This is a genomic window from Vibrio sp. B1FIG11 (assembly GCF_905175335.1).
Taxonomy (GTDB): Bacteria; Pseudomonadota; Gammaproteobacteria; order Enterobacterales; family Vibrionaceae; genus Vibrio; species Vibrio campbellii.
The window spans coordinates 3,398,310-3,424,087 of record NZ_HG992751.1 but is presented as its reverse complement, the minus strand read 5'-3'; the positions used below and the strand labels follow the sequence as shown (position 1 = coordinate 3,424,087).

Sequence of the window (25,778 nt, the reverse complement as noted above, 5' to 3'; positions counted from 1 at the left end):
CTAACTCCCCCTTGGTAAGGGGGAGGACCAAAAACTAATTAGTGGCGGAAGTGACGCATACCTGTGAAGATCATCGCCATGCCGTGCTCGTCTGCTGCTGCGATAACTTCGTCATCACGCATAGAGCCACCCGGTTGGATAACACACTTAATGCCTGCTTCTGCAGCTGCATCGATACCATCACGGAATGGGAAGAATGCGTCAGATGCCATTACGCTACCTGCAACTTCTAGACCTTCGTCTGCAGCTTTGATACCTGCAATCTTCGCAGAGTAAACGCGGCTCATTTGGCCAGCACCTACACCGATAGTCATGTCACCTTTTGCGTAAACAATCGCGTTTGATTTCACGTATTTCGCTACTTTCCAGCAGAACAGCGCATCTTTCAGCTCTTCTTCTGTTGGTTGACGCTTAGAAACCACTTTTAGGTCGTCTAGGCTTACCATGCCTTGGTCGCGGTCTTGAACCAGTAGACCACCATTCACGCGTTTCACGTCAAAGCCAGTTGTCTTAGTTGTCCATTCGCCACACTCAAGTAGACGCACGTTCTTCTTCGCTGCAACCACTTCAATCGCTTCAGCAGAAACAGAAGGTGCGATGATTACTTCAACGAATTGACGCTCAACAATAGCGGTTGCTGTTTCTGCATCTAGCTCTTGGTTGAATGCAATGATGCCGCCGAATGCAGATGTTGGGTCAGTTTGGTAAGCGCGGTTGTACGCTTCTAGGATATCCTTACCTAGAGCTACACCACATGGGTTCGCGTGTTTTACGATCACACATGCTGGCTCGTTGAACTCTTTCACACATTCAAGTGCTGCGTCAGTATCTGCGATGTTGTTGTAAGAAAGGGCTTTACCCTGGATTTGGCGAGCAGTAGAAACAGATGCTTCTTGTGGGTTTGCTTCTACGTAGAAAGCTGCGGCTTGGTGGCTGTTCTCACCATAGCGCATGTCTTGCTTCTTCTCGAATTGCTGGTTGAAAGTACGTGGGAATTTCGACTCTTCGTCACCTTCTTTGTTCTCACCGTAAGATGGAACCATAGTGCCGAAGTAGTTTGCGATCATGCCGTCGTAAGAAGCCGTGTGTTCGAATGCTGCGATAGCAAGGTCGAAGCGAGTTTCTAGTGTTAGAGATTTGTCGTTCGCGTCCATTTCAGCGATCACGCGGTTGTAGTCGTGAGCGTTCACAACGATAGTTACATCTTTGTGGTTTTTCGCTGCAGAGCGAACCATTGTTGGACCGCCGATGTCGATGTTCTCAACTGCATCAGCAAGCGTACAGCCTTCTTTAGCAACTGTTTCTGCGAATGGGTATAGGTTAACAACAACCATATCGATAGGGTTGATGCCGTGTTTTTCCATCACGTCATCATCTTGGCCACGACGACCCAGCACACCACCGTGAACTTTCGGGTGAAGCGTTTTAACGCGACCGTCCATCATTTCTGGGAAACCAGTGTAGTCAGAGACTTCTGTTACAGCGATGCCTTGTTCTGCAAGTAGACGAGCCGTACCACCAGTAGATAGGATATCGACACCGCGCTCAGCAAGAGCTTGTGCAAACTCAACAATACCTGTTTTGTCTGATACGCTGATAAGCGCACGGCGAATAGGACGAGCGTTGTTCATGCTTCCATTTTCCTCAAATTCACGGAGTTAAAGATGTTTGCCAAAAATGAACTTGTTTTTACCTCTTGGGGTAAAATATTGGCCAGTTTTGGTAAAGACCTTTGCGAGGCGTTTTCATGCTTAGAAAACAGTCTCCACTATTTGATGGCGCGTATTCTAACCAATTTATTACAAAAAAGCTCGCGCAATCGTTTGGCATCTCAAAAATAATTGCAAAAAACTCGATCTTTGGCTTTAAAAGTAACGAGATAGTTAATAAGGAAAGTTATGTTTCAGATAGGTGAACTGGCGAAACGCTGTGGTGTGACTGCCGATACACTGCGATTCTATGAGAAAAATGCGCTCATCAAACCCGCAGGACGAAGTGATTCGGGCTATCGCCTGTATAACGAAGAGAACCAAAAGCAGGTGCGTTTTATTCTCAAAGCGAAAGAGCTTGGCTTGAGCTTAGATGAGATCAAGGAACTTCTTGGGATCAAATTAGAGGCAACAGAACACAGCTGTGCGGAGGTAAAAGCCATTACTTCTGCAAAGTTAACTTTAATTGATGAGAAGATTGCTGAACTAACTAAAATTCGCACGGCATTAAAGAAGATAAACGACGCGTGTTGTGGTCATAACAACGACGATGCAAGCCACTGCTCGATTTTAGCAGCCCTTGAATAGTCTCACTTTTGCATCATTTAATTTAAGTTTGCATTTTTGGCGGCTTGCTTTTCTAGGTTCAAGCCGTATTCCCACCTATAATCTCGGCTTTAGTCGACTGTAAGAATGTGTAGTTCTATCTATTCCTAAAGCGACGCTGTCTATCAGATACGAGAGTTTTCATACATGGTTGGAGTCTATTTTCAAATCAATGACTGGGTTTTGAGCGTTGATGAAAATAAGCTGTATCGACAAGACAGGGAAGTTACCGTTGAGCCACGCTTAATTAATTTGCTGCATTTTCTTGCTGAGCACGCTAGTGAAGTGTTCAATCGCGAAGAGCTGATCCAATACGTTTGGGCGGGCGCGATTGTGACGGATCAAGTCGTAACACAGTCGATCTTCGAACTGCGCAAACTTCTGCGAGATGGTCGAGAAGAAAACATCAGCTACGTGATCACTGTACCTAAGCGTGGTTACAAGCTGGTGGCGAATGTGACCCCAATGACACACGAGGAATTCCTTGCAAGTCGTCATTGCAATGCCGAAATCCTTCCCCCTATTGTTGAAGAAACAGAAGAGGAACAGCCCGAGGCGCCTGTACCATCCATCGCATTTCCTGCCGGACCATTAACTCGCGCTGTGTGCGAGATGTCGAAAGAAAAAAAAAGCGCCGCGTAAACCAAATAAGATTAGCCCTTGGCGACTGGGATTAATGAATTTCATTTGGATCAGTATTTTGGTTGTGGTGATGGGCGTGTTTACCTACAAGCAATCAGAAGTGCGCATTACGCAAGCTATTGATACTCACCTCATCGAATTCAAGTTTCAGGATAACTTCAGCAAAGAAGGCCGCAGCTATGACTTAGCTGACGGGTTTGCACAGAAGTTGATGGCAGATGTAGCTCAAGTCAGTGATTATCGAGTGATGCTGAAAAAGGCGACCTTTACGACGGGTATTGTGCCGGGGAAATCTGTGGTGGTGCGCGTCAAAGAAAACGATGGTGGTAGCTTCCTTGAGGTGGAATATCGCAATAACTCTTCAGAAAAGGTTTTGTTCAGCCGCCAATACGCGTTAACCAATAGCCATTTGAAGTCGGTTATGCAGCAAGCCTCTCTAGATTTGATGCACGCATTGAAAGTGCCAGATGCAAAATTGAAATCAAAAGTGCTGGTGGCGGGTATGCCAATGAACCCTGACGCGGTAGAGTTGTTTGTTGAAGCAAACCACTACTTAAACGTGTCCGATGCGAATCAATTCCAGCATAGCATCGACTTGATGGAGAAAATCCTTGAGCTTGAACCAGATAATGCTTATGTACAGGCTGAACTGCTGATTGCCTATCATGTACAAAATGCGCTTGATCCGGCATTAGAACTACGGAAGGGGAGAGTTCAGCAACTGAGTGAGAAGTTGGAAACCAATACGAAAATGATGGTAGGGCCAATTCAACCACGAATTTATGAAGCTCTCGCCCTTAATGAAACCATCGCTGGCGATATTGATTTAGCTAAGCAGCATTTGAACCAAGCACTTGAGATTCGGGATTCAGTTCTGTCTTACGTGATTCGAGGTAAGCACGCTGAATTAGATGGTGATTTGGATTGGGCAAGTGAGTCCTACAGCGAAGCCTTCTATATTGATACATCCGTCGAGACTTACTTATTGTGCGAGAACTTGGTTTTTCCAAGTAACATGAAGGCGATTGATTACGCTATGTATCGCGCAGTTCACCCTTCTGTAGTGCGTATGCTGTAATAAACCAGCTCTTGATGAGTAAGATACTTAGCCCTTCATTTCGGTGAGGGGCTTTTTTGTATCTGCCTCTTACCTCTATTTCTACTAATGACGCTTGTTATATAAAAGGAGAGGGCTTTTCATTCTCTATTCTCTAATGCCGCTGCTTTCTATATCTGTTTGTATGGAGAGAAAGATTCAGCATCAAAAGTAAGTCTCAATCCAGTAGCCTTGATTCTTCAATCCGTCCTTTATTGCTCAGTGATTTAGTAAAAAGAGGGCTTGTATTCGAGCTCCTCTTATTAATAGAGGGAAGGAAGTTTGATGTAAGTCAATTGTCGAATAACGGTGGGGAAGGGCGACATCAACAGTTCAGGTAATTAGCTGGTTCTTGTCTTGATGTTGATAGTCGTTGATAAGGTTGATGGAAAATTTGTTGAGGTTGATGTTTTTAGTTTTTCAGTATGAGCATTTTAGGTTTTGTTCATAAGTTGCTGTATATGCAGCATTTATGTTTTTTAGTTTATCAGGTTTATCTCAACTTTATACCGATGGGCTAATTGTTTTATTGATAACCCCAAGTTTATTTTTTTCCCAGTTTTTGGGCGTAGTCTTCACTTCGAAATTTAGCGAGGTCGAGCAGATTCCTCCTCAGAGCATCTCGCTAATAACCATTCAGTTTGAGTCATGTTGACTCGAGTAGAATAGATTTGGAGATGTTATGTCATCGAATGCGAAAAAAATCGGCCTTATTGCCTGTACGGGTGTCGTAGCCGGTAACATGATGGGTAGTGGTATTGCACTATTACCTTCTAGTCTTGCCTCTGTAGGCTCTGTTTCAATCTTCAGTTGGCTGATCTGTTTGGTCGGTGCACTGAGTCTGGCGTTCGTTTACGCTCGTCTGGCAACCAAAAACCCACAAGAAGGTGGTCCTATCGCTTATGCTGGCGAAGTGTCTCCGGTATTTGGTTTCCAAACGGGCGTTCTTTATTACCACGCGAACTGGATTGGTAACCTGGCTATTGCCATTACAGGTGTCTCTTACCTTTCTGTATTCTTCCCTGTGCTTAATAACCCAATCCCGGCAGGTATTGCGACGATTGCATCGGTATGGATCTTCACTTTCGTCAACCTACTTGGTGGTAGCTGGGTAAGCCGTCTATGTACGCTTGGTCTAGTACTTATCCTTATCCCTGTTGTTGGTACAGCCGCATTTGGTTGGACACACTTCGATACTGCGCTTTACAGCCAAAACTGGAACGTATCAGCAGGCACTGACAGCCACGCAGTAGTAACAGCGGTTCTTATCTGTCTATGGTCATTCGTTGGTGTGGAATCAGCGGCGGTATCTACAGGTATGGTTGAAAACCCTAAACGCACAGTACCACTAGCAACTATGTTGGGTACGGCTATCGCAGGTGTTATTTACATCCTATCTACTCAAATGATCAGCGGTATGTTCCCAGCATCAGAGGTAGCAGCATCAGGTGCACCATTCGCGCTAGCAACCACTGAGCTATTCGGTAGCTGGACAGCACCATTCGTATCAGCATTCACAGCACTAGCATGTTTCACTTCGCTAGGTTCTTGGATGATGCTAGTAGGTGAAGCGGGTAAACGCGCAGCAAACGACGGTAACTTCCCTAAAATCTACGGCGAAACAGACAAAAACGGTGTGCCTAAGAAAGGTCTAATTCTTGCGTCAATCAAGATGACTGCGCTAATGGTTGTACTGATGTTCTTCAGCTCTAAAACAGCACACGCATCAGACCTGTTCAACCAGCTAACAACTGACGCAGTACTACTAACTATGCTGCCTTACTTCTACTCAAGCATTAACTTGATTCGCTTCGAAGGTATGACAACACGTAACGGCTTCGTAATGCTGTTCTCTGGTGTGGCTTGTCTGTTCTGCTTCATTGCACTAGCAGGTGCAGAGGGCGGTACGCTAACAGCAACCTTCATCGTGTCTCTTGTTATCTTGATGTTCTACAGCAAAAAAGCAGGTCTAGCTCAGTACATGAAGCTTCATGCTGACGAAGACGTAGCTGCTCAAGCAAGCAACTAATCCCCAAACGCTGGCACTACGGTGCCAGCCCATAAAACTCAAATTCACGCGGCGCTCACCTTACTCATTGCCTGTAAAGGGCAAAGAGCGCCCTCATTCGCCTTGGAGATGTCCAAATGAATATATTCGCTATCTTGAACCACATGGGTGTGTTCTTTAAAGAAGAGCCAGTTCGTCAACTTCACGCTGCTCTCGAGAAAGCGGGCTACGAAGTGGTTTACCCAGTAGATGATAAAGACTTGATCAAAATGATTGAGATGAACCCACGCATTTGCGGTGTGCTGTTCGACTGGGATAAATACTCACTAGAGCTATGTGAACGTATTAGCCAAATCAACGAGAAACTACCTGTTCACGCATTTGCTAACGAACAGTCTACTCTAGACATTTCACTAACAGACCTACGTCTAAACGTGAGCTTCTTCGAGTATGCTTTAGGTATGGCTGACGACATCGCTATCAAAATCAACCAAGCGACTGAGGCATACAAAGATGCAATCATGCCTCCATTCACTAAAGCGCTATTCAAATACGTAGAAGAAGGTAAATACACCTTCTGTACTCCAGGTCACATGGGGGGTACTGCATTCCAGAAAAGTCCTGCTGGTAGCATCTTCTACGATTTTTACGGTCCAAACACATTCAAAGCGGACGTATCAATCTCAATGCCTGAGCTAGGTTCTCTACTAGACCACTCAGGCCCACATAAAGATGCAGAAGAATACATTGCACGTACATTCAATGCAGACAGCTCTTACATCGTAACTAATGGTACGTCTACATCGAACAAAATCGTTGGTATGTACTCAGCGCCTGCAGGCAGCACAGTACTGATTGACCGTAACTGTCACAAGTCTCTGACTCACCTAATGATGATGAGCGACGTGACACCAATCTACTTCCGCCCAACTCGTAACGCATACGGCATTCTTGGTGGTATTCCACAAAGTGAATTCAGCCGTGATGTCATTGCAGAGAAAGTGGCGAAAACACCAGGTGCAACTGCGCCAAGTTACGCAGTAGTGACTAACTCAACTTACGATGGCCTGCTGTACAACACGCAATTCATCAAAGAGTCGCTAGATTGTAAACACATCCACTTCGACAGTGCTTGGGTGCCTTACACTAACTTCAACCCAATTTACGAAGGTAAATGCGGTATGAGTGGTGAAGCGATGCCAGGCAAAGTGTTCTACGAGACACAATCAACACACAAACTGTTGGCAGCGTTCTCACAAGCTTCAATGATTCACGTGAAAGGTGACTTTGATAAAGAGTCTTTCAACGAAGCATTCATGATGCACACTTCAACTTCACCTCAGTACGGCATTGTTGCTTCTACTGAAACAGCAGCGGCAATGATGCGCGGCAACACTGGTAAGAAGTTGATGCAAGACTCTATCGATCGCGCAATCCGCTTCCGTAAAGAGATCAAACGCCTAGAAGCAGAAAGTGACAGCTGGTTCTTCGATGTATGGCAACCAGAAAACATCGATAGCACTGAATGTTGGAAACTAGACCCTAGCGACACATGGCACGGCTTCAAGAACATGGATGACAACCACATGTATCTTGATCCAATCAAAGTAACGCTACTGACTCCAGGGATGAATAAAGAAGGCGAACTAGAAGAATCAGGTATTCCTGCTTCGCTGGTGGCTAAATTCCTAGACGAGCGCGGCATCGTGGTAGAGAAAACAGGTCCATACAACTTGTTGTTCCTATTCTCAATCGGTATCGACAAATCAAAAGCAATGCAATTGCTACGCGGCCTAACTGAATTTAAACGTGGCTACGACTTGAACCTAACCATCAAGAGCTTCCTACCTTCACTATACAACGAAGACCCAAGCTTCTATGAAGGTATGCGTGTTCAAGAACTAGCACAAGCAATTCACAACCTAACTAAGAAATACAACCTACCAGAGCTAATGTACAAAGCGTTCGATGTTCTTCCTGAAATGAAAGTAACACCACACGCAGCATGGCAAGAAGAGCTTCGCGGTAACGTAGAAGAAATCAAACTGGAAGAAATGGTTGGCCGCGTAAGTGCGAACATGATTCTTCCTTACCCTCCAGGTGTGCCACTAGTACTTCCTGGTGAAATGGTGACTCAAGAGTCTCGCCCTGTGCTGGACTTCCTAGAGATGCTTTGTGAGATCGGTGCGCATTACCCAGGTTTCGAAACCGACATCCACGGTCTATACCAACAAAAAGATGGTAGCTACACCGTAAAAGTATTGAAGAACTAAGTTCCTCTCGAAGATGACGTCATTGGGAATGCAAGCATGCTCCACTCTTACGAGCTCAATGCGTCATCGAACAATAACGGCATATTAGATATACCCCTAACTATTCTGTCGTAAAGAGAAGGGCAAGGATGCTCTGATCTTTTCTTCTATATATAGAAGAAGCACTTTTCCAAGACTTCACCTGAAGCATCCTAAATAAAAAGCAAAGACCAAAGAGCAGTTCGTCATCGTTCTGCTCTTTTTTTTCGCCTTTATATAGATAGAAAGAGAAAAAAGAACCAAGAGAGATAAGATCAGCAACCGAAATCACAAAGAAATCGGCGATCTTTTAATGCAGAAGTCAGGTGTTTCTTCATGAAAAGATCCTCTGCAACCCGAAATATTAGACAAGATCGCTGAGTATCTATGCAGAGTGCTCGTTATTTGTGCGGTTGAAAGTTTTTTTGCAAAAAGGCTTGTGCTAATTTCTCAACCCCCTATACTGCGCATCCACCGACACGGAGTGAGACGAAAGTCACACAGCGAGTCGGGAAGAGAGAAAAAAGAATTTGAAAAAATGCTTGACTCTCTCACGGTGTGAAGTAAGATACGCACCCCTAACGACGAGCAACTAAGTTGCTGAAAATGTTAGAAAAGCTCTTTAAAAATAAGAACCTATCAATCTGTGTGGGCACTCGTTGATGATAATCCAATTAGAAGCTTCGGCTTCAAATTAGGTTTCAATGAAACGAAGTGACCATTGAGTCGAAAGACTCAGCACAGTCAATTCAAACATTACTTCTGCTATTTATTAGCGAAAGGAATGTTCAGTATTCATTGAGCCGAACAAAATCTTAAATTGAAGAGTTTGATCATGGCTCAGATTGAACGCTGGCGGCAGGCCTAACACATGCAAGTCGAGCGGAAACGAGTTATCTGAACCTTCGGGGAACGATAACGGCGTCGAGCGGCGGACGGGTGAGTAATGCCTAGGAAATTGCCCTGATGTGGGGGATAACCATTGGAAACGATGGCTAATACCGCATAACGCCTACGGGCCAAAGAGGGGGACCTTCGGGCCTCTCGCGTCAGGATATGCCTAGGTGGGATTAGCTAGTTGGTGAGGTAAGGGCTCACCAAGGCGACGATCCCTAGCTGGTCTGAGAGGATGATCAGCCACACTGGAACTGAGACACGGTCCAGACTCCTACGGGAGGCAGCAGTGGGGAATATTGCACAATGGGCGCAAGCCTGATGCAGCCATGCCGCGTGTGTGAAGAAGGCCTTCGGGTTGTAAAGCACTTTCAGTCGTGAGGAAGGTAGTGTAGTTAATAGCTGCATTATTTGACGTTAGCGACAGAAGAAGCACCGGCTAACTCCGTGCCAGCAGCCGCGGTAATACGGAGGGTGCGAGCGTTAATCGGAATTACTGGGCGTAAAGCGCATGCAGGTGGTTTGTTAAGTCAGATGTGAAAGCCCGGGGCTCAACCTCGGAATTGCATTTGAAACTGGCAGACTAGAGTACTGTAGAGGGGGGTAGAATTTCAGGTGTAGCGGTGAAATGCGTAGAGATCTGAAGGAATACCGGTGGCGAAGGCGGCCCCCTGGACAGATACTGACACTCAGATGCGAAAGCGTGGGGAGCAAACAGGATTAGATACCCTGGTAGTCCACGCCGTAAACGATGTCTACTTGGAGGTTGTGGCCTTGAGCCGTGGCTTTCGGAGCTAACGCGTTAAGTAGACCGCCTGGGGAGTACGGTCGCAAGATTAAAACTCAAATGAATTGACGGGGGCCCGCACAAGCGGTGGAGCATGTGGTTTAATTCGATGCAACGCGAAGAACCTTACCTACTCTTGACATCCAGAGAACTTTCCAGAGATGGATTGGTGCCTTCGGGAACTCTGAGACAGGTGCTGCATGGCTGTCGTCAGCTCGTGTTGTGAAATGTTGGGTTAAGTCCCGCAACGAGCGCAACCCTTATCCTTGTTTGCCAGCGAGTAATGTCGGGAACTCCAGGGAGACTGCCGGTGATAAACCGGAGGAAGGTGGGGACGACGTCAAGTCATCATGGCCCTTACGAGTAGGGCTACACACGTGCTACAATGGCGCATACAGAGGGCGGCCAACTTGCGAGAGTGAGCGAATCCCAAAAAGTGCGTCGTAGTCCGGATCGGAGTCTGCAACTCGACTCCGTGAAGTCGGAATCGCTAGTAATCGTGGATCAGAATGCCACGGTGAATACGTTCCCGGGCCTTGTACACACCGCCCGTCACACCATGGGAGTGGGCTGCAAAAGAAGTAGGTAGTTTAACCTTCGGGAGGACGCTTACCACTTTGTGGTTCATGACTGGGGTGAAGTCGTAACAAGGTAGCGCTAGGGGAACCTGGCGCTGGATCACCTCCTTATACGATGATTACTCACGATGAGTGTCCACACAGATTGATAGTTCACAAGCGAAAGCTTGTAGCTAACATAGCTCTTTAACAATTTGGAAAGCTGACAAAACAATCTTTAAGATTGTTTGTAAAGTTCTCAATGTTTGTCTTTATGACAAACACCAATACAACACATTCAAGTGTTCTTGGGTTTTGTGAAAGCAAAACATATTTGAGTCCGGCAAAATCGAAAGCTATCTCGCTCATTCAAATAATGAGATAGCAACTTTGGTTGTTTAACTTCAATTCGAAACTCCTTCGGGTTGTATGGTTAAGTGACTAAGCGTACACGGTGGATGCCTTGGCAGTCAGAGGCGATGAAGGACGTATTAACTTGCGATAAGCCCAGATTAGGTAGTAAAAACCATTTGAGTCTGGGATTTCCGAATGGGGAAACCCACTTACATAAGTAAGTATCGCTGCGTGAATACATAGCGTAGCGAGGCGAACCGGGGGAACTGAAACATCTAAGTACCCCGAGGAAAAGAAATCAACCGAGATTCCGAAAGTAGCGGCGAGCGAAATTGGACTAGCCCTTAAGCTTTTTATGCGTCAGGTGAAACTTCTGGAAAGTTGTGCGATACAGGGTGATAGCCCCGTAACCGGCAACGCATTTAAAGTGAAATCGAGTAGGGCGGGACACGTGATATCCTGTCTGAATATGGGGGGACCATCCTCCAAGGCTAAATACTACTGACTGACCGATAGTGAACCAGTACCGTGAGGGAAAGGCGAAAAGAACCCCTGTGAGGGGAGTGAAATAGAACCTGAAACCGTGTACGTACAAGCAGTAGGAGCACCTTCGTGGTGTGACTGCGTACCTTTTGTATAATGGGTCAGCGACTTATATTCAGTGGCAAGGTTAACCATCTAGGGGAGCCGTAGGGAAACCGAGTCTTAACTGGGCGTTCAGTCTCTGGATATAGACCCGAAACCAGGTGATCTAGCCATGGGCAGGTTGAAGGTTGAGTAACATCAACTGGAGGACCGAACCGACTAATGTTGAAAAATTAGCGGATGACTTGTGGCTAGGGGTGAAAGGCCAATCAAACCTGGAGATAGCTGGTTCTCCCCGAAAGCTATTTAGGTAGCGCCTCGGACGAATACTACTGGGGGTAGAGCACTGTTAAGGCTAGGGGGTCATCCCGACTTACCAACCCTTTGCAAACTCCGAATACCAGTAAGTACTATCCGGGAGACACACGGCGGGTGCTAACGTCCGTCGTGGAGAGGGAAACAACCCAGACCGCCAGCTAAGGTCCCAAATTACTACTAAGTGGGAAACGATGTGGGAAGGCTCAGACAGCCAGGATGTTGGCTTAGAAGCAGCCATCATTTAAAGAAAGCGTAATAGCTCACTGGTCGAGTCGGCCTGCGCGGAAGATGTAACGGGGCTAAGTAGTAAACCGAAGCTGCGGCAATGCACTTTGTGCATTGGGTAGGGGAGCGTTCTGTAAGCGGTTGAAGGTGTGTGGTAACGCATGCTGGACGTATCAGAAGTGCGAATGCTGACATGAGTAACGATAAAGGGGGTGAAAAACCTCCTCGCCGGAAGACCAAGGGTTCCTGTCCAACGTTAATCGGGGCAGGGTAAGTCGACCCCTAAGGCGAGGCCGAAAGGCGTAGTCGATGGGAAACGGGTTAATATTCCCGTACTTCTTACAATTGCGATGGGGGGACGGAGAAGGCTAGGTGGGCCTGGCGACGGTTGTCCAGGTTCAAGTGCGTAGGCTGAAGAGTTAGGTAAATCCGGCTCTTCTTAAGGCTGAGACACGACGTCGAGCTACTACGGTAGTGAAGTCATTGATGCCATGCTTCCAGGAAAAGCCTCTAAGCTTCAGATTGTAAGGAATCGTACCCCAAACCGACACAGGTGGTCGGGTAGAGAATACCAAGGCGCTTGAGAGAACTCGGGTGAAGGAACTAGGCAAAATGGTACCGTAACTTCGGGAGAAGGTACGCTCTCGACGGTGAAGTCCCTTGCGGATGGAGCTATTGAGAGTCGCAGATACCAGGTGGCTGCAACTGTTTATTAAAAACACAGCACTGTGCAAAATCGTAAGATGACGTATACGGTGTGACGCCTGCCCGGTGCCGGAAGGTTAATTGATGGGGTTAGACTTCGGTCGAAGCTCTTGATCGAAGCCCCGGTAAACGGCGGCCGTAACTATAACGGTCCTAAGGTAGCGAAATTCCTTGTCGGGTAAGTTCCGACCTGCACGAATGGCGTAATGATGGCCACGCTGTCTCCACCCGAGACTCAGTGAAATTGAAATCGCTGTGAAGATGCAGTGTACCCGCGGCTAGACGGAAAGACCCCGTGAACCTTTACTACAGCTTGGCACTGAACATTGACCCTACATGTGTAGGATAGGTGGGAGGCTTTGAAACTAGTACGCCAGTATTAGTGGAGCCGTCCTTGAAATACCACCCTTGTAGTGTTGATGTTCTAACGTTGACCCCTCATCGGGGTTGCGGACAGTGCCTGGTGGGTAGTTTGACTGGGGCGGTCTCCTCCCAAAGCGTAACGGAGGAGCACGAAGGTGGGCTAATCACGGTTGGACATCGTGAGGTTAGTGCAATGGCATAAGCCCGCTTGACTGCGAGAATGACAATTCGAGCAGGTGCGAAAGCAGGTCATAGTGATCCGGTGGTTCTGAATGGAAGGGCCATCGCTCAACGGATAAAAGGTACTCCGGGGATAACAGGCTGATACCGCCCAAGAGTTCATATCGACGGCGGTGTTTGGCACCTCGATGTCGGCTCATCACATCCTGGGGCTGAAGTCGGTCCCAAGGGTATGGCTGTTCGCCATTTAAAGTGGTACGCGAGCTGGGTTTAGAACGTCGTGAGACAGTTCGGTCCCTATCTGCCGTGGGCGTTGGAAGATTGAAGGGGGCTGCTCCTAGTACGAGAGGACCGGAGTGGACGAACCTCTGGTGTTCGGGTTGTGTCGCCAGACGCATTGCCCGGTAGCTAAGTTCGGAATCGATAACCGCTGAAAGCATCTAAGCGGGAAGCGAGCCCTGAGATGAGTCTTCCCTGATACTTTAAGTATCCTAAAGGGTTGTTCGAGACTAGAACGTTGATAGGCAGGGTGTGTAAGCGTTGTGAGGCGTTGAGCTAACCTGTACTAATTGCCCGTGAGGCTTAACCATACAACACCCAAGGGGTTTTGATGGACTCAAAGCAAGAACGAATTGAATGTGTAAGAACTGAAACAGCTTTCCGAATTAAAGAATTTGCTTGGCGACCATAGCGATTTGGACCCACCTGACTTCCATTCCGAACTCAGAAGTGAAACGAATTAGCGCCGATGGTAGTGTGGGGCTTCCCCATGTGAGAGTAGGACATCGCCAGGCTTTATTTCGCACTTGCTTATTTAATAAGCAAGTCACCATAAAGTTCTAAATTATTTTAGAGTTTTATGTTGACTTTCAAAGTGGAAAGCGTATTATACGCACCTCGCTTAAGTGCTAAGGCACTGAAAGCCAAGCTCTTTAACAATATAGACCTATCAATCTGTGTGGGCACTCGTTGATGATAATCCAATTAGAAGCTTCGGCTTCAAATTAGGTTTCAATGAAACGAAGTGACCATTGAATCGAAAGATTCAGCACAGTCAATTCAAACATTACTTTATGTAATGTTCAGTATTCATTGAGCCGAACAAAATCTTAAATTGAAGAGTTTGATCATGGCTCAGATTGAACGCTGGCGGCAGGCCTAACACATGCAAGTCGAGCGGAAACGAGTTGTCTGAACCTTCGGGGAACGATAACGGCGTCGAGCGGCGGACGGGTGAGTAATGCCTAGGAAATTGCCCTGATGTGGGGGATAACCATTGGAAACGATGGCTAATACCGCATAATGCCTACGGGCCAAAGAGGGGGACCTTCGGGCCTCTCGCGTCAGGATATGCCTAGGTGGGATTAGCTAGTTGGTGAGGTAAGGGCTCACCAAGGCGACGATCCCTAGCTGGTCTGAGAGGATGATCAGCCACACTGGAACTGAGACACGGTCCAGACTCCTACGGGAGGCAGCAGTGGGGAATATTGCACAATGGGCGCAAGCCTGATGCAGCCATGCCGCGTGTGTGAAGAAGGCCTTCGGGTTGTAAAGCACTTTCAGTCGTGAGGAAGGTAGTGTAGTTAATAGCTGCATTATTTGACGTTAGCGACAGAAGAAGCACCGGCTAACTCCGTGCCAGCAGCCGCGGTAATACGGAGGGTGCGAGCGTTAATCGGAATTACTGGGCGTAAAGCGCATGCAGGTGGTTTGTTAAGTCAGATGTGAAAGCCCGGGGCTCAACCTCGGAATTGCATTTGAAACTGGCAGACTAGAGTACTGTAGAGGGGGGTAGAATTTCAGGTGTAGCGGTGAAATGCGTAGAGATCTGAAGGAATACCGGTGGCGAAGGCGGCCCCCTGGACAGATACTGACACTCAGATGCGAAAGCGTGGGGAGCAAACAGGATTAGATACCCTGGTAGTCCACGCCGTAAACGATGTCTACTTGGAGGTTGTGGCCTTGAGCCGTGGCTTTCGGAGCTAACGCGTTAAGTAGACCGCCTGGGGAGTACGGTCGCAAGATTAAAACTCAAATGAATTGACGGGGGCCCGCACAAGCGGTGGAGCATGTGGTTTAATTCGATGCAACGCGAAGAACCTTACCTACTCTTGACATCCAGAGAACTTTCCAGAGATGGATTGGTGCCTTCGGGAACTCTGAGACAGGTGCTGCATGGCTGTCGTCAGCTCGTGTTGTGAAATGTTGGGTTAAGTCCCGCAACGAGCGCAACCCTTATCCTTGTTTGCCAGCGAGTAATGTCGGGAACTCCAGGGAGACTGCCGGTGATAAACCGGAGGAAGGTGGGGACGACGTCAAGTCATCATGGCCCTTACGAGTAGGGCTACACACGTGCTACAATGGCGCATACAGAGGGCGGCCAACTTGCGAGAGTGAGCGAATCCCAAAAAGTGCGTCGTAGTCCGGATCGGAGTCTGCAACTCGACTCCGTGAAGTCGGAATCGCTAGTAATCGTGGATCAGAATGCCACGGTGAATACGTTCCCGGGCCTTGTACACACCGCCCGTCACACCATGGGAGTGGGCTGCAAAAGAAGTAGGTAGTTTAACCTTCGGGAGGACGCTTACCACTTTGTGGTTCATGACTGGGGTGAAGTCGTAACAAGGTAGCGCTAGGGGAACCTGGCGCTGGATCACCTCCTTATACGATGATTACTCACGATGAGTGTCCACACAGATTGATAGTTCACAAGCGAAAGCTTGTAGCTAACATAGCTCTTTAACAATTTGGAAAGCTGACAAAACAATCTTTAAGATTGTTTGTAAAGTTCTCAATGTTTGTCTTTATGACAAACACCAATACAACACATTCAAGTGTTCTTGGGTTTTGTGAAAGCAAAACATATTTGAGTCCGGCAAAATCGAAAGCTATCTCGCTCATTCAAATAATGAGATAGCAACTTTGGTTGTTTAACTTCAATTCGAAACTCCTTCGGGTTGTATGGTTAAGTGACTAAGCGTACACGGTGGATGCCTTGGCAGTCAGAGGCGATGAAGGACGTATTAACTTGCGATAAGCCCAGATTAGGTAGTAAAAACCATTTGAGTCTGGGATTTCCGAATGGGGAAACCCACTTACATAAGTAAGTATCGCTGCGTGAATACATAGCGTAGCGAGGCGAACCGGGGGAACTGAAACATCTAAGTACCCCGAGGAAAAGAAATCAACCGAGATTCCGAAAGTAGCGGCGAGCGAAATTGGACTAGCCCTTAAGCTTTTTATGCGTCAGGTGAAACTTCTGGAAAGTTGTGCGATACAGGGTGATAGCCCCGTAACCGGCAACGCATTTAAAGTGAAATCGAGTAGGGCGGGACACGTGATATCCTGTCTGAATATGGGGGGACCATCCTCCAAGGCTAAATACTACTGACTGACCGATAGTGAACCAGTACCGTGAGGGAAAGGCGAAAAGAACCCCTGTGAGGGGAGTGAAATAGAACCTGAAACCGTGTACGTACAAGCAGTAGGAGCACCTTCGTGGTGTGACTGCGTACCTTTTGTATAATGGGTCAGCGACTTATATTCAGTGGCAAGGTTAACCATCTAGGGGAGCCGTAGGGAAACCGAGTCTTAACTGGGCGTTCAGTCTCTGGATATAGACCCGAAACCAGGTGATCTAGCCATGGGCAGGTTGAAGGTTGAGTAACATCAACTGGAGGACCGAACCGACTAATGTTGAAAAATTAGCGGATGACTTGTGGCTAGGGGTGAAAGGCCAATCAAACCTGGAGATAGCTGGTTCTCCCCGAAAGCTATTTAGGTAGCGCCTCGGACGAATACTACTGGGGGTAGAGCACTGTTAAGGCTAGGGGGTCATCCCGACTTACCAACCCTTTGCAAACTCCGAATACCAGTAAGTACTATCCGGGAGACACACGGCGGGTGCTAACGTCCGTCGTGGAGAGGGAAACAACCCAGACCGCCAGCTAAGGTCCCAAATTACTACTAAGTGGGAAACGATGTGGGAAGGCTCAGACAGCCAGGATGTTGGCTTAGAAGCAGCCATCATTTAAAGAAAGCGTAATAGCTCACTGGTCGAGTCGGCCTGCGCGGAAGATGTAACGGGGCTAAGTAGTAAACCGAAGCTGCGGCAATGCACTTTGTGCATTGGGTAGGGGAGCGTTCTGTAAGCGGTTGAAGGTGTGTGGTAACGCATGCTGGACGTATCAGAAGTGCGAATGCTGACATGAGTAACGATAAAGGGGGTGAAAAACCTCCTCGCCGGAAGACCAAGGGTTCCTGTCCAACGTTAATCGGGGCAGGGTAAGTCGACCCCTAAGGCGAGGCCGAAAGGCGTAGTCGATGGGAAACGGGTTAATATTCCCGTACTTCTTACAATTGCGATGGGGGGACGGAGAAGGCTAGGTGGGCCTGGCGACGGTTGTCCAGGTTCAAGTGCGTAGGCTGAAGAGTTAGGTAAATCCGGCTCTTCTTAAGGCTGAGACACGACGTCGAGCTACTACGGTAGTGAAGTCATTGATGCCATGCTTCCAGGAAAAGCCTCTAAGCTTCAGATTGTAAGGAATCGTACCCCAAACCGACACAGGTGGTCGGGTAGAGAATACCAAGGCGCTTGAGAGAACTCGGGTGAAGGAACTAGGCAAAATGGTACCGTAACTTCGGGAGAAGGTACGCTCTCGACGGTGAAGTCCCTTGCGGATGGAGCTATTGAGAGTCGCAGATACCAGGTGGCTGCAACTGTTTATTAAAAACACAGCACTGTGCAAAATCGTAAGATGACGTATACGGTGTGACGCCTGCCCGGTGCCGGAAGGTTAATTGATGGGGTTAGACTTCGGTCGAAGCTCTTGATCGAAGCCCCGGTAAACGGCGGCCGTAACTATAACGGTCCTAAGGTAGCGAAATTCCTTGTCGGGTAAGTTCCGACCTGCACGAATGGCGTAATGATGGCCACGCTGTCTCCACCCGAGACTCAGTGAAATTGAAATCGCTGTGAAGATGCAGTGTACCCGCGGCTAGACGGAAAGACCCCGTGAACCTTTACTACAGCTTGGCACTGAACATTGACCCTACATGTGTAGGATAGGTGGGAGGCTTTGAAACTAGTACGCCAGTATTAGTGGAGCCGTCCTTGAAATACCACCCTTGTAGTGTTGATGTTCTAACGTTGACCCCTCATCGGGGTTGCGGACAGTGCCTGGTGGGTAGTTTGACTGGGGCGGTCTCCTCCCAAAGCGTAACGGAGGAGCACGAAGGTGGGCTAATCACGGTTGGACATCGTGAGGTTAGTGCAATGGCATAAGCCCGCTTGACTGCGAGAATGACAATTCGAGCAGGTGCGAAAGCAGGTCATAGTGATCCGGTGGTTCTGAATGGAAGGGCCATCGCTCAACGGATAAAAGGTACTCCGGGGATAACAGGCTGATACCGCCCAAGAGTTCATATCGACGGCGGTGTTTGGCACCTCGATGTCGGCTCATCACATCCTGGGGCTGAAGTCGGTCCCAAGGGTATGGCTGTTCGCCATTTAAAGTGGTACGCGAGCTGGGTTTAGAACGTCGTGAGACAGTTCGGTCCCTATCTGCCGTGGGCGTTGGAAGATTGAAGGGGGCTGCTCCTAGTACGAGAGGACCGGAGTGGACGAACCTCTGGTGTTCGGGTTGTGTCGCCAGACGCATTGCCCGGTAGCTAAGTTCGGAATCGATAACCGCTGAAAGCATCTAAGCGGGAAGCGAGCCCTGAGATGAGTCTTCCCTGATACTTTAAGTATCCTAAAGGGTTGTTCGAGACTAGAACGTTGATAGGCAGGGTGTGTAAGCGTTGTGAGGCGTTGAGCTAACCTGTACTAATTGCCCGTGAGGCTTAACCATACAACACCCAAGGGGTTTTGATGGACTCAAAGCAAGAACGAATTGAATGTGTAAGAACTGAAACAGCTTTCTGAATTAAAGAATTTGCTTGGCGACCATAGCGATTTGGACCCACCTGACTTCCATTCCGAACTCAGAAGTGAAACGAATTAGCGCCGATGGTAGTGTGGGGCTTCCCCATGTGAGAGTAGGACATCGCCAGGCTTTTAATTTGAAGAAGCCCACTCGAAAGAGTGGGCTTTTTTACATTTGGAGCAAAGTAAATTCATTCCAATGACAAGACCTTGTTAAAGGCGCTTCTAAACTTCTTTTACTATTGTTCACTATTCTTTGTTCCGCCTAAACAACTGGCTGCGATGTAGTGCTAACGCACTACTTCTCCGCATCTCACCTTGTTCGACTCCGCAATAACTTATAGGCCTTTCTGAGGCTAACCCACAAACTGTATTAAGAAAGTATCCTTGGTTGTATAGAGCTCGCGAGAAGGCCGTGTATAACAGTTTTTAAAGAGAGAAGGTGTATAGAGTGAAATGGGTATGGGGTTGATTAATTTGAAATAAGACAGAGAAAGTTAAGAAACCTTTTGGATTCTTAAGTTGGTAGAGTGCTGTAGTTTCACATCAGGAATACTACCGTGGTGAAGCGTTACTTGGTTGCGCCCCGAGTGCTTCGAGTAATACATAGCTTTATCGGCGTTAACCATGAGCTCCGTAGTGCTAGATACTTGCTCATCATATTCTGCGACGCCAATGCTTACAGTTGTACTGATCTCAATACCATCAACTTTACATGGCGCATTTTGAATCGCCTCTCTTATTCTCTCTGCTACATCATAGGCTTGTATTGCACTAGTGTTAACTAAGATCACAGCAAACTCTTCTCCTCCTAAGCGACCAATAAAGTCACTACCGCGAATTGCTCGCTGGCAGATCTTGGCTACGTGATGGATCACTTGATCCCCAGAGAAGTGGCCGACTTGATCATTAATCTCTTTAAAGTGGTCGATATCGATCATTATGCAGGAGAGTGTTTGAGACGGTCGCAAATGTGAGCTCATAGCCTTATCTAGGCTGGTTAAGAATGCTCGTCGATTCAACACACCAGTTAGTTCATCGGTCTCTGAGAGCTCTTTCAAGCGCTTTTCAAGTAGGTGGGTTTTCGTAACGTCACGGACAGACCAAATTACCCAATTCTCGCCACTTTGTAGGCTTTCTACAGGCTTGATGATTGCTTCAAACCAGGTCTCTTCTGGATTGTCTAACGCCTCTAGTTCTTCTATTGGCATTAGTAGGTGATCTTGCAGTGCGATACTGTATTTGACGACTTTTGGCTCGTTAGAGTGGAGTACATCACCAATATAACCAAGCAACTCAGCGGCTTTGCTTGTCGACAAAACATCGCTCAACTTGAGGTTGGTATAGCTTTGCGCATTGAAGTACTTTGAATGGTAAGTGCCACCGAAACTTTCGATATAGCGGCCTTGTTCATTGAGGATAAAGACATGATCAGGGAGGGTATTCAAAATGGCATGGAGCCAATCTTCCCTTTCTTTGTAAATCACGAGGTTAGTTCCTTTATCCAATGTAAGTCTTTGATTATATCTGTTTATATTGAGTTCACAATCAATACCGATCACAGTTCAATGTATCAGATTCGACTAATGTTTACACAGAATATGAGGAGCGCAGAGCTGGATGGCTTAAAAATACCTGAAGATTCTTGAAGGCAATAAAAAAGGCTTAACCATTGCTGGCCAAGCCTTTTTTACAAAAATACTGTATGAACGTATTAGTTCATGCCGTATTTTTTAAGTTTCTTGCGAAGAGTACCGCGGTTGATACCCATCATAGTTGCTGCGCGAGTTTGGTTACCGCGAGTGTACTGCATGATGGTATCTAGTAGTGGCTGTTCAACTTCAGCTAGAACTAATTCGTATAGTTCTGTTACTTCCTGGCCGTTTAGTTGAGCTAGGTAGTTTTTAAGAGACGCTTTAACAGAGTCACGTAAAGGCTTTTGAGTAATCTGGTCTTGTGACGTTACTGTAGTTACTGTTAATGCTTCTGAAGTCAGATTTTGTTCGAACATATTCGGTCTAGCTCTTCTCTTAATTATGATGCAACGTTATCAAAATAACCCTCTAACGCCTCAAGTTGCAGCTCAGCTGCGTCGATAGCGTTGAAGGTACGGCGAAACTCACTCGCTTGCTCATGCTCTTTTAGATACCACCCAACGTGCTTGCGCGCGATACGTGGACCTAAGAACTCTCCATAGAAACCATGCAGAGCGTTAACATGACCAAGCATAATGGCTTTCACTTCCTCACTTGGAAGCTCATCCATTGTGGTGCCGTTTTCCAAATAGTGATGGATTTCCTGGAAAATCCAAGGACGACCTTGGGCAGGGCGTCCAATCATTAAAGCGTCTGCACCGGTGTACTCCAGTACAAACTTCGCTTTCTCCGGGCTATCGATATCACCGTTTGCGATAACCGGAATGGATATAGCTTGTTTAACCGCTTTAATGCTGTCGTATTCGGCCTCACCTTTGTACATACATGCTTTTGTTCTGCCATGCAGTGCAAGAGCCTGTATGCCGCAGTCTTCGGCTAATTTAGCGATGTGAACACAGTTTTTGTTTTCTGTGTTCCAGCCAGTACGGGTCTTTAACGTTACAGGAACGTCTACCGCGTCCACTACCGCAGTCAAAATCTCTTTGATGATGTCTGGGTATTGAAGCAGTGCAGAACCCGCCAGCTTCTTATTCACTTTCTTTGCTGGGCAGCCCATGTTGATGTCGATGATTTGCGCACCGTTTTCAACACTGAATTGAGCTGCATCGGCCATAAGCTGTGGATCGGAACCGGCAATCTGTACAGAGCGAATGCCCGATTCGCCTTCATGCACCATGCGCTGTTTCGACTTTGACGTTCCCCATAGCTTCGGGTTAGCAGACATCATTTCACTGACGGCCATTCCCGCACCATAGCGAAGACACAACTCGCGAAACGGTCTATCCGTTACACCAGCCATAGGGGCTACGATTAGATTGTTCTTAAGTTGATAGTTTCCGATTTTCAAAACGTCATCACAGTTCTGTACCAGCAAGGGCGCGCATTTTACGCATTTTTTTACTGCGTGAAAAGACTAATATTTGAGCATTTACAAATTGTTTTTGTAATTTGTATGAAATTCAAACAATTAGCCCTGAAAACCTTGTCTAGCCTTGCTTACGACCAGAGATGCGACACCATTCACTTTGCTCTGCGATTGGGTCAATGTGAAGCTCGTCACGGTAATGGTTCGCTACATCTTCTGCTTGAGTATCTAAAACCCCCGACATTGCAAGGTCGCCATTTGGCTTCACTAGGCTTTTAATGATTGGTGCAAGTTCACGTAGTGGACCTGCAAGAATGTTTGCAACCACAACGTCTGCAATTAGACCTTCAGGTTGGTTTTGAGGTAGGAACACTTCAAGTTGATCGGCTACGCCATTACGTTCAGCGTTGTCGCGAGATGCTTGTAGTGCTTGAGGATCAATGTCGATCCCGATAACTTTTTCTGCGCCTAGTTTGATCGCTGCGATCGCTAGGATGCCTGAACCACAGCCGAAGTCGATTACTGTCTTACCTGATAGATCGAGACCCTCTAGCCACTCAAGACACAATGCAGTCGTTGGGTGAGTACCTGTACCGAATGCAAGACCCGGATCGAGCATTACGTTTACTGCGTCTGGCTCTGGAATTTCACGCCAGCTTGGGCAAATCCATAGACGTTCGCCGAACTTCATTGGGTGGAAGTTTTCCATCCACTCGCGTTCCCAGTCTTTGTCTTCTAGCTGTTCTACTTTGTAAGCAAAATCTTCCGCTAGCATGTTGCTTGCTTTGATTTGAGTGATGATGAAGTTTGTATCAGCTTCTGCATCGTACAGTGCCAGAATGTCAGTATCGCCCCATAAGCGAGTCTCGCCAGGTAGAGGTTCGAATACAGGCGTATCCTGCGCGTCTAGGAATGTTACAGACAGCGCACCAGTCTCTTCCATTAGCATGTCGCCGATTTGCTCAGCGTTTTCATTGGTCGCATTGAGTTTGATTTGAATCCAAGGCATTTGTTTTTGCTCTTAAAGTGAATGAAGTGGCGCAGAGTTTACCAGAACTCTACGATTTGTTTGAGTATAGACTTTATACAAAACAAAAATGCCCACAGATGTGGGCATTTATTATGAGGTTAGCGGAGGCTTATTGTAGGCCTAGCTTCTTCTCTAGGTAGTGAATGTTTGCACCACCGTGCTGGAAGTTCTCATCATTCATGATTGACTCTTGTAGAGTAACGTTAGTCTTGATGCCTTCAATGATCATCTCGCCTAGTGCGTTCTTCATACGTGCAATCGCTACATCACGGTTCTCACCGTAAGTGATCAGTTTACCAATCATTGAATCGTAATGAGGTGGTACTGTGTAGCCTGTGTAAATGTGAGATTCCCAACGAACACCCATGCCGCCTGGCGCGTGGAAGCGTTCAATCTTACCTGGTGAAGGTAGGAAACGCTCTGGGTCTTCTGCGTTGATACGACACTCAATCGCATGACCGCGGATCTTGATGTCATCCTGAGTGAATGAAAGTGGCTGACCTGCTGCTACGCGTAGCTGTTCTTTAATTAGGTCAACGCCGGTAACCATTTCTGTTACTGGGTGCTCAACCTGAATACGAGTGTTCATTTCGATGAAGTAGAACTCACCGTTCTCGTATAGGAATTCGAACGTGCCTGCGCCGCGGTAACCGATTTCTAGACATGCACGAGTACAACGTTCACCGATGTACTTACGCATCTCTTCTGTGATACCTGGTGCTGGTGCTTCTTCAACAACCTTCTGGTGACGACGCTGCATAGAACAGTCACGTTCACCTAGGTGGATAGCACCACCTTGGCCATCAGCAATCACTTGTACTTCAACGTGACGAGGGTTTTCTAGGAATTTCTCCATGTAAACCATGTCGTTGTTGAACGCCGCTTTTGCTTCAGCACGCGTCATAGCGATAGCTTGAACAAGTTCCGCTTCAGAACGTACAACACGCATACCACGACCACCGCCGCCACCAGAGGCTTTGATGATTACTGGGTAGCCGATACGCTTAGCGTGAGCTTTGTTTTTGTCTTCGTCGTTATCTAGTGGACCGTCAGAACCTGGTACACAAGGAACGCCTGCTTTTTTCATTGCGTTGATTGCTGACACTTTGTCACCCATCATGCGGATGGTGTCTGCTTTAGGACCAACGAAGATGAAACCGCTGCGCTCTACTTGCTCAGCAAAGTCTGCGTTCTCAGATAGGAAGCCGTAACCCGGGTGAATCGCAATTGCACCCGTCACTTCTGCTGCAGAAATGATACGAGGGATGTTTAGGTAGCTGTCGATACCACGAGCAGGACCGATACATACGGTTTCGTCTGCAAGCAGTACGTGCTTAAGATCGCGGTCAGCTGTTGAGTGCACTGCCACAGTCTTAATGCCTAATTCTTTACAAGCGCGAAGGATACGAAGTGCAATTTCACCTCGGTTCGCGATGACTACTTTATCTAGCATAAGGCAAGCCCCGCTTATTCGATTACAACTAGTGGTTGGTCGAATTCAACTGGCTGGCCGTCTTCAACTAGGATTGCAGTTACAACACCTGATTTGTCCGCTTCGATTTGGTTCATCATTTTCATTGCTTCAACGATACATAGTGTGTCGCCTGCATTTACGCTCTGACCAACTTCAACGAATGATTTCGCGTCTGGACTTGGAGAGCGGTAGAAAGTACCAACCATTGGAGAAAGAACTTGGTGACCTGCAGGAACTGCTGCTGGTGCTTCTGCTGCCATTGCTGGTGCGTCTGCTACTGGAGCTGCTGCCACTGGCGCAGGTGCTGCTACTGGAGCTGCTGCGTAATGAACTGGTGCTGGAGCAACTGCAGGGCCACTACGGCTGATGCGTACTGACTCTTCACCTTCAGAGATTTCTAGCTCAGCAATGCCAGATTCTTCAACTAACTCGATTAGCTTCTTGATTTTACGAATATCCATCTTTTCTTTCTCTTTTATCTTGTGATTAAGACAACCCAAAAGGGCTGCAGAGTGTTTGGTTTACTTTGCCTGCAATTTCGCGATTGCTGCAGACAGAGCGAATTCATAACCTTGTGCACCTAAGCCACAAATCACTCCTTCTGCTTTATCTGACAGATAAGAGTGATGACGGAACGGCTCACGAGCGTGAACGTTCGATAGGTGCACTTCGATAAATGGGATGGCTACGCCAAGTAATGCATCACGCAGCGCGACACTGGTATGAGTGAAAGCTGCTGGGTTGATGATAATGAAGTCCACTTTGCCATATGCAGCGTGGATAGCTTCAATCAGTTCGTACTCACGATTCGATTGCAGGTGTTCAAGTTCCACCCCAGAGTTGTGAGCTTGTTCAGTCAATGCGTCAACAATCTGTGCTAGGGTGTTGTTACCGTAATGTGTCGGTTCACGCAGACCTAATAGATTAAGATTTGGTCCGTTTAGAACTAGAATCCGTGACTTTGCAGACATTATGTTGCTATCTTCCTTTATCGTGAGTGGAACGTT

At 47.3% G+C, this 25,778-nt stretch carries 12 protein-coding genes, 6 rRNA genes and 1 pseudogene; 11 read left to right on the top strand and 8 right to left on the bottom strand.

Annotated features, from left to right (window positions below; translation table 11 throughout):
• Window positions 1-38 precede the first annotated feature (38 nt).
• Window positions 39-1,631, bottom strand: coding sequence for a bifunctional phosphoribosylaminoimidazolecarboxamide formyltransferase/IMP cyclohydrolase (gene purH, locus KHO06_RS15865; RefSeq protein WP_045384502.1), 1,593 nt, complete (start codon window positions 1,629-1,631; stop codon window positions 39-41).
• A gap of 33 nt (window positions 1,632-1,664) precedes the next feature.
• On the opposite strand from purH, the gene KHO06_RS15860 reads away from it, so the two are divergent.
• The 11 genes and pseudogenes from KHO06_RS15860 (at window position 1,665) to rrf (KHO06_RS15810) (ending at window position 19,376) form a co-directional block, all read left to right on the top strand.
• A complete protein-coding gene (locus KHO06_RS15860) occupies window positions 1,665-1,841 on the top strand; it encodes a hypothetical protein (protein WP_005433622.1) in 177 nt (58 codons plus the stop codon).
• A gap of 57 nt (window positions 1,842-1,898) precedes the next feature.
• The gene (zntR, locus tag KHO06_RS15855) at window positions 1,899-2,297 is read left to right on the top strand and encodes a Zn(2+)-responsive transcriptional regulator (RefSeq protein ID WP_005433620.1); all 399 of its coding nucleotides are present in this window, start codon (window positions 1,899-1,901) and stop codon (window positions 2,295-2,297) included.
• Between the two features lie 165 nt (window positions 2,298-2,462).
• Window positions 2,463-4,035, top strand: a pseudogene (cadC, locus tag KHO06_RS15850) (lysine decarboxylation/transport transcriptional activator CadC).
• A gap of 700 nt (window positions 4,036-4,735) precedes the next feature.
• Window positions 4,736-6,082, top strand: a complete 1,347-nt coding sequence (gene cadB / locus KHO06_RS15845; protein WP_045372949.1) for a cadaverine/lysine antiporter — start codon at window positions 4,736-4,738, stop codon at window positions 6,080-6,082.
• A gap of 116 nt (window positions 6,083-6,198) precedes the next feature.
• The gene (locus tag KHO06_RS15840; protein ID WP_010444363.1) at window positions 6,199-8,334 is read left to right on the top strand and encodes a lysine decarboxylase CadA; all 2,136 of its coding nucleotides are present in this window, start codon (window positions 6,199-6,201) and stop codon (window positions 8,332-8,334) included.
• An 835-nt stretch (window positions 8,335-9,169) separates the two neighbouring features.
• Window positions 9,170-10,722 (top strand): 16S ribosomal RNA (locus tag KHO06_RS15835).
• A 299-nt stretch (window positions 10,723-11,021) separates the two neighbouring features.
• Window positions 11,022-13,910: ribosomal RNA gene (locus tag KHO06_RS15830) — 23S ribosomal RNA — on the top strand.
• An 87-nt stretch (window positions 13,911-13,997) separates the two neighbouring features.
• Window positions 13,998-14,114 (top strand): 5S ribosomal RNA (gene rrf, locus KHO06_RS15825).
• 317 nt (window positions 14,115-14,431) lie between these two features.
• Window positions 14,432-15,984 (top strand): 16S ribosomal RNA (locus KHO06_RS15820).
• Between the two features lie 299 nt (window positions 15,985-16,283).
• A 23S ribosomal RNA gene (locus KHO06_RS15815) occupies window positions 16,284-19,172 on the top strand.
• 87 nt (window positions 19,173-19,259) lie between these two features.
• Window positions 19,260-19,376: ribosomal RNA gene (gene rrf / locus KHO06_RS15810) — 5S ribosomal RNA — on the top strand.
• Together the 16S, 23S and 5S rRNA genes form the textbook arrangement of a ribosomal RNA operon.
• A gap of 367 nt (window positions 19,377-19,743) precedes the next feature.
• On the opposite strand, the gene KHO06_RS15805 is transcribed toward rrf (KHO06_RS15810), so the two are convergent.
• The 7 genes from KHO06_RS15805 to aroQ all read right to left on the bottom strand — a co-directional run bounded on the left by KHO06_RS15805 (window position 19,744) and on the right by aroQ (window position 25,742).
• Window positions 19,744-20,733, bottom strand: coding sequence for a GGDEF domain-containing protein (locus KHO06_RS15805; RefSeq protein ID WP_212581858.1), 990 nt, complete (start codon window positions 20,731-20,733; stop codon window positions 19,744-19,746).
• A 227-nt stretch (window positions 20,734-20,960) separates the two neighbouring features.
• Window positions 20,961-21,257: a DNA-binding transcriptional regulator Fis gene (gene fis, locus KHO06_RS15800; protein ID WP_000462885.1), complete on the bottom strand. Its 297-nt coding sequence runs from the start codon at window positions 21,255-21,257 to the stop codon at window positions 20,961-20,963.
• Between the two features lie 23 nt (window positions 21,258-21,280).
• Window positions 21,281-22,249, bottom strand: a complete 969-nt coding sequence (dusB, locus tag KHO06_RS15795; RefSeq protein WP_005530866.1) for a tRNA dihydrouridine synthase DusB — start codon at window positions 22,247-22,249, stop codon at window positions 21,281-21,283.
• Window positions 22,250-22,388: 139 nt separating this feature from the next.
• Window positions 22,389-23,276: a 50S ribosomal protein L11 methyltransferase gene (prmA, locus tag KHO06_RS15790; protein WP_212581857.1), complete on the bottom strand. Its 888-nt coding sequence runs from the start codon at window positions 23,274-23,276 to the stop codon at window positions 22,389-22,391.
• 130 nt (window positions 23,277-23,406) lie between these two features.
• Entirely contained in the window at window positions 23,407-24,750 is a 1,344-nt protein-coding gene (gene accC / locus KHO06_RS15785; RefSeq protein WP_005440401.1) for an acetyl-CoA carboxylase biotin carboxylase subunit, read from the bottom strand.
• Window positions 24,751-24,764: 14 nt separating this feature from the next.
• On the bottom strand, window positions 24,765-25,232 hold the full coding sequence (gene accB / locus KHO06_RS15780; RefSeq protein WP_212581856.1) for an acetyl-CoA carboxylase biotin carboxyl carrier protein: 468 nt from the start codon (window positions 25,230-25,232) through the stop codon (window positions 24,765-24,767).
• 60 nt (window positions 25,233-25,292) lie between these two features.
• Window positions 25,293-25,742 carry a type II 3-dehydroquinate dehydratase gene (aroQ, locus tag KHO06_RS15775; RefSeq protein ID WP_005428757.1) on the bottom strand — a complete coding sequence of 150 codons (450 nt, stop codon included), beginning with the start codon at window positions 25,740-25,742 and terminating at the stop codon, window positions 25,293-25,295.
• Window positions 25,743-25,778 lie beyond the last annotated feature (36 nt).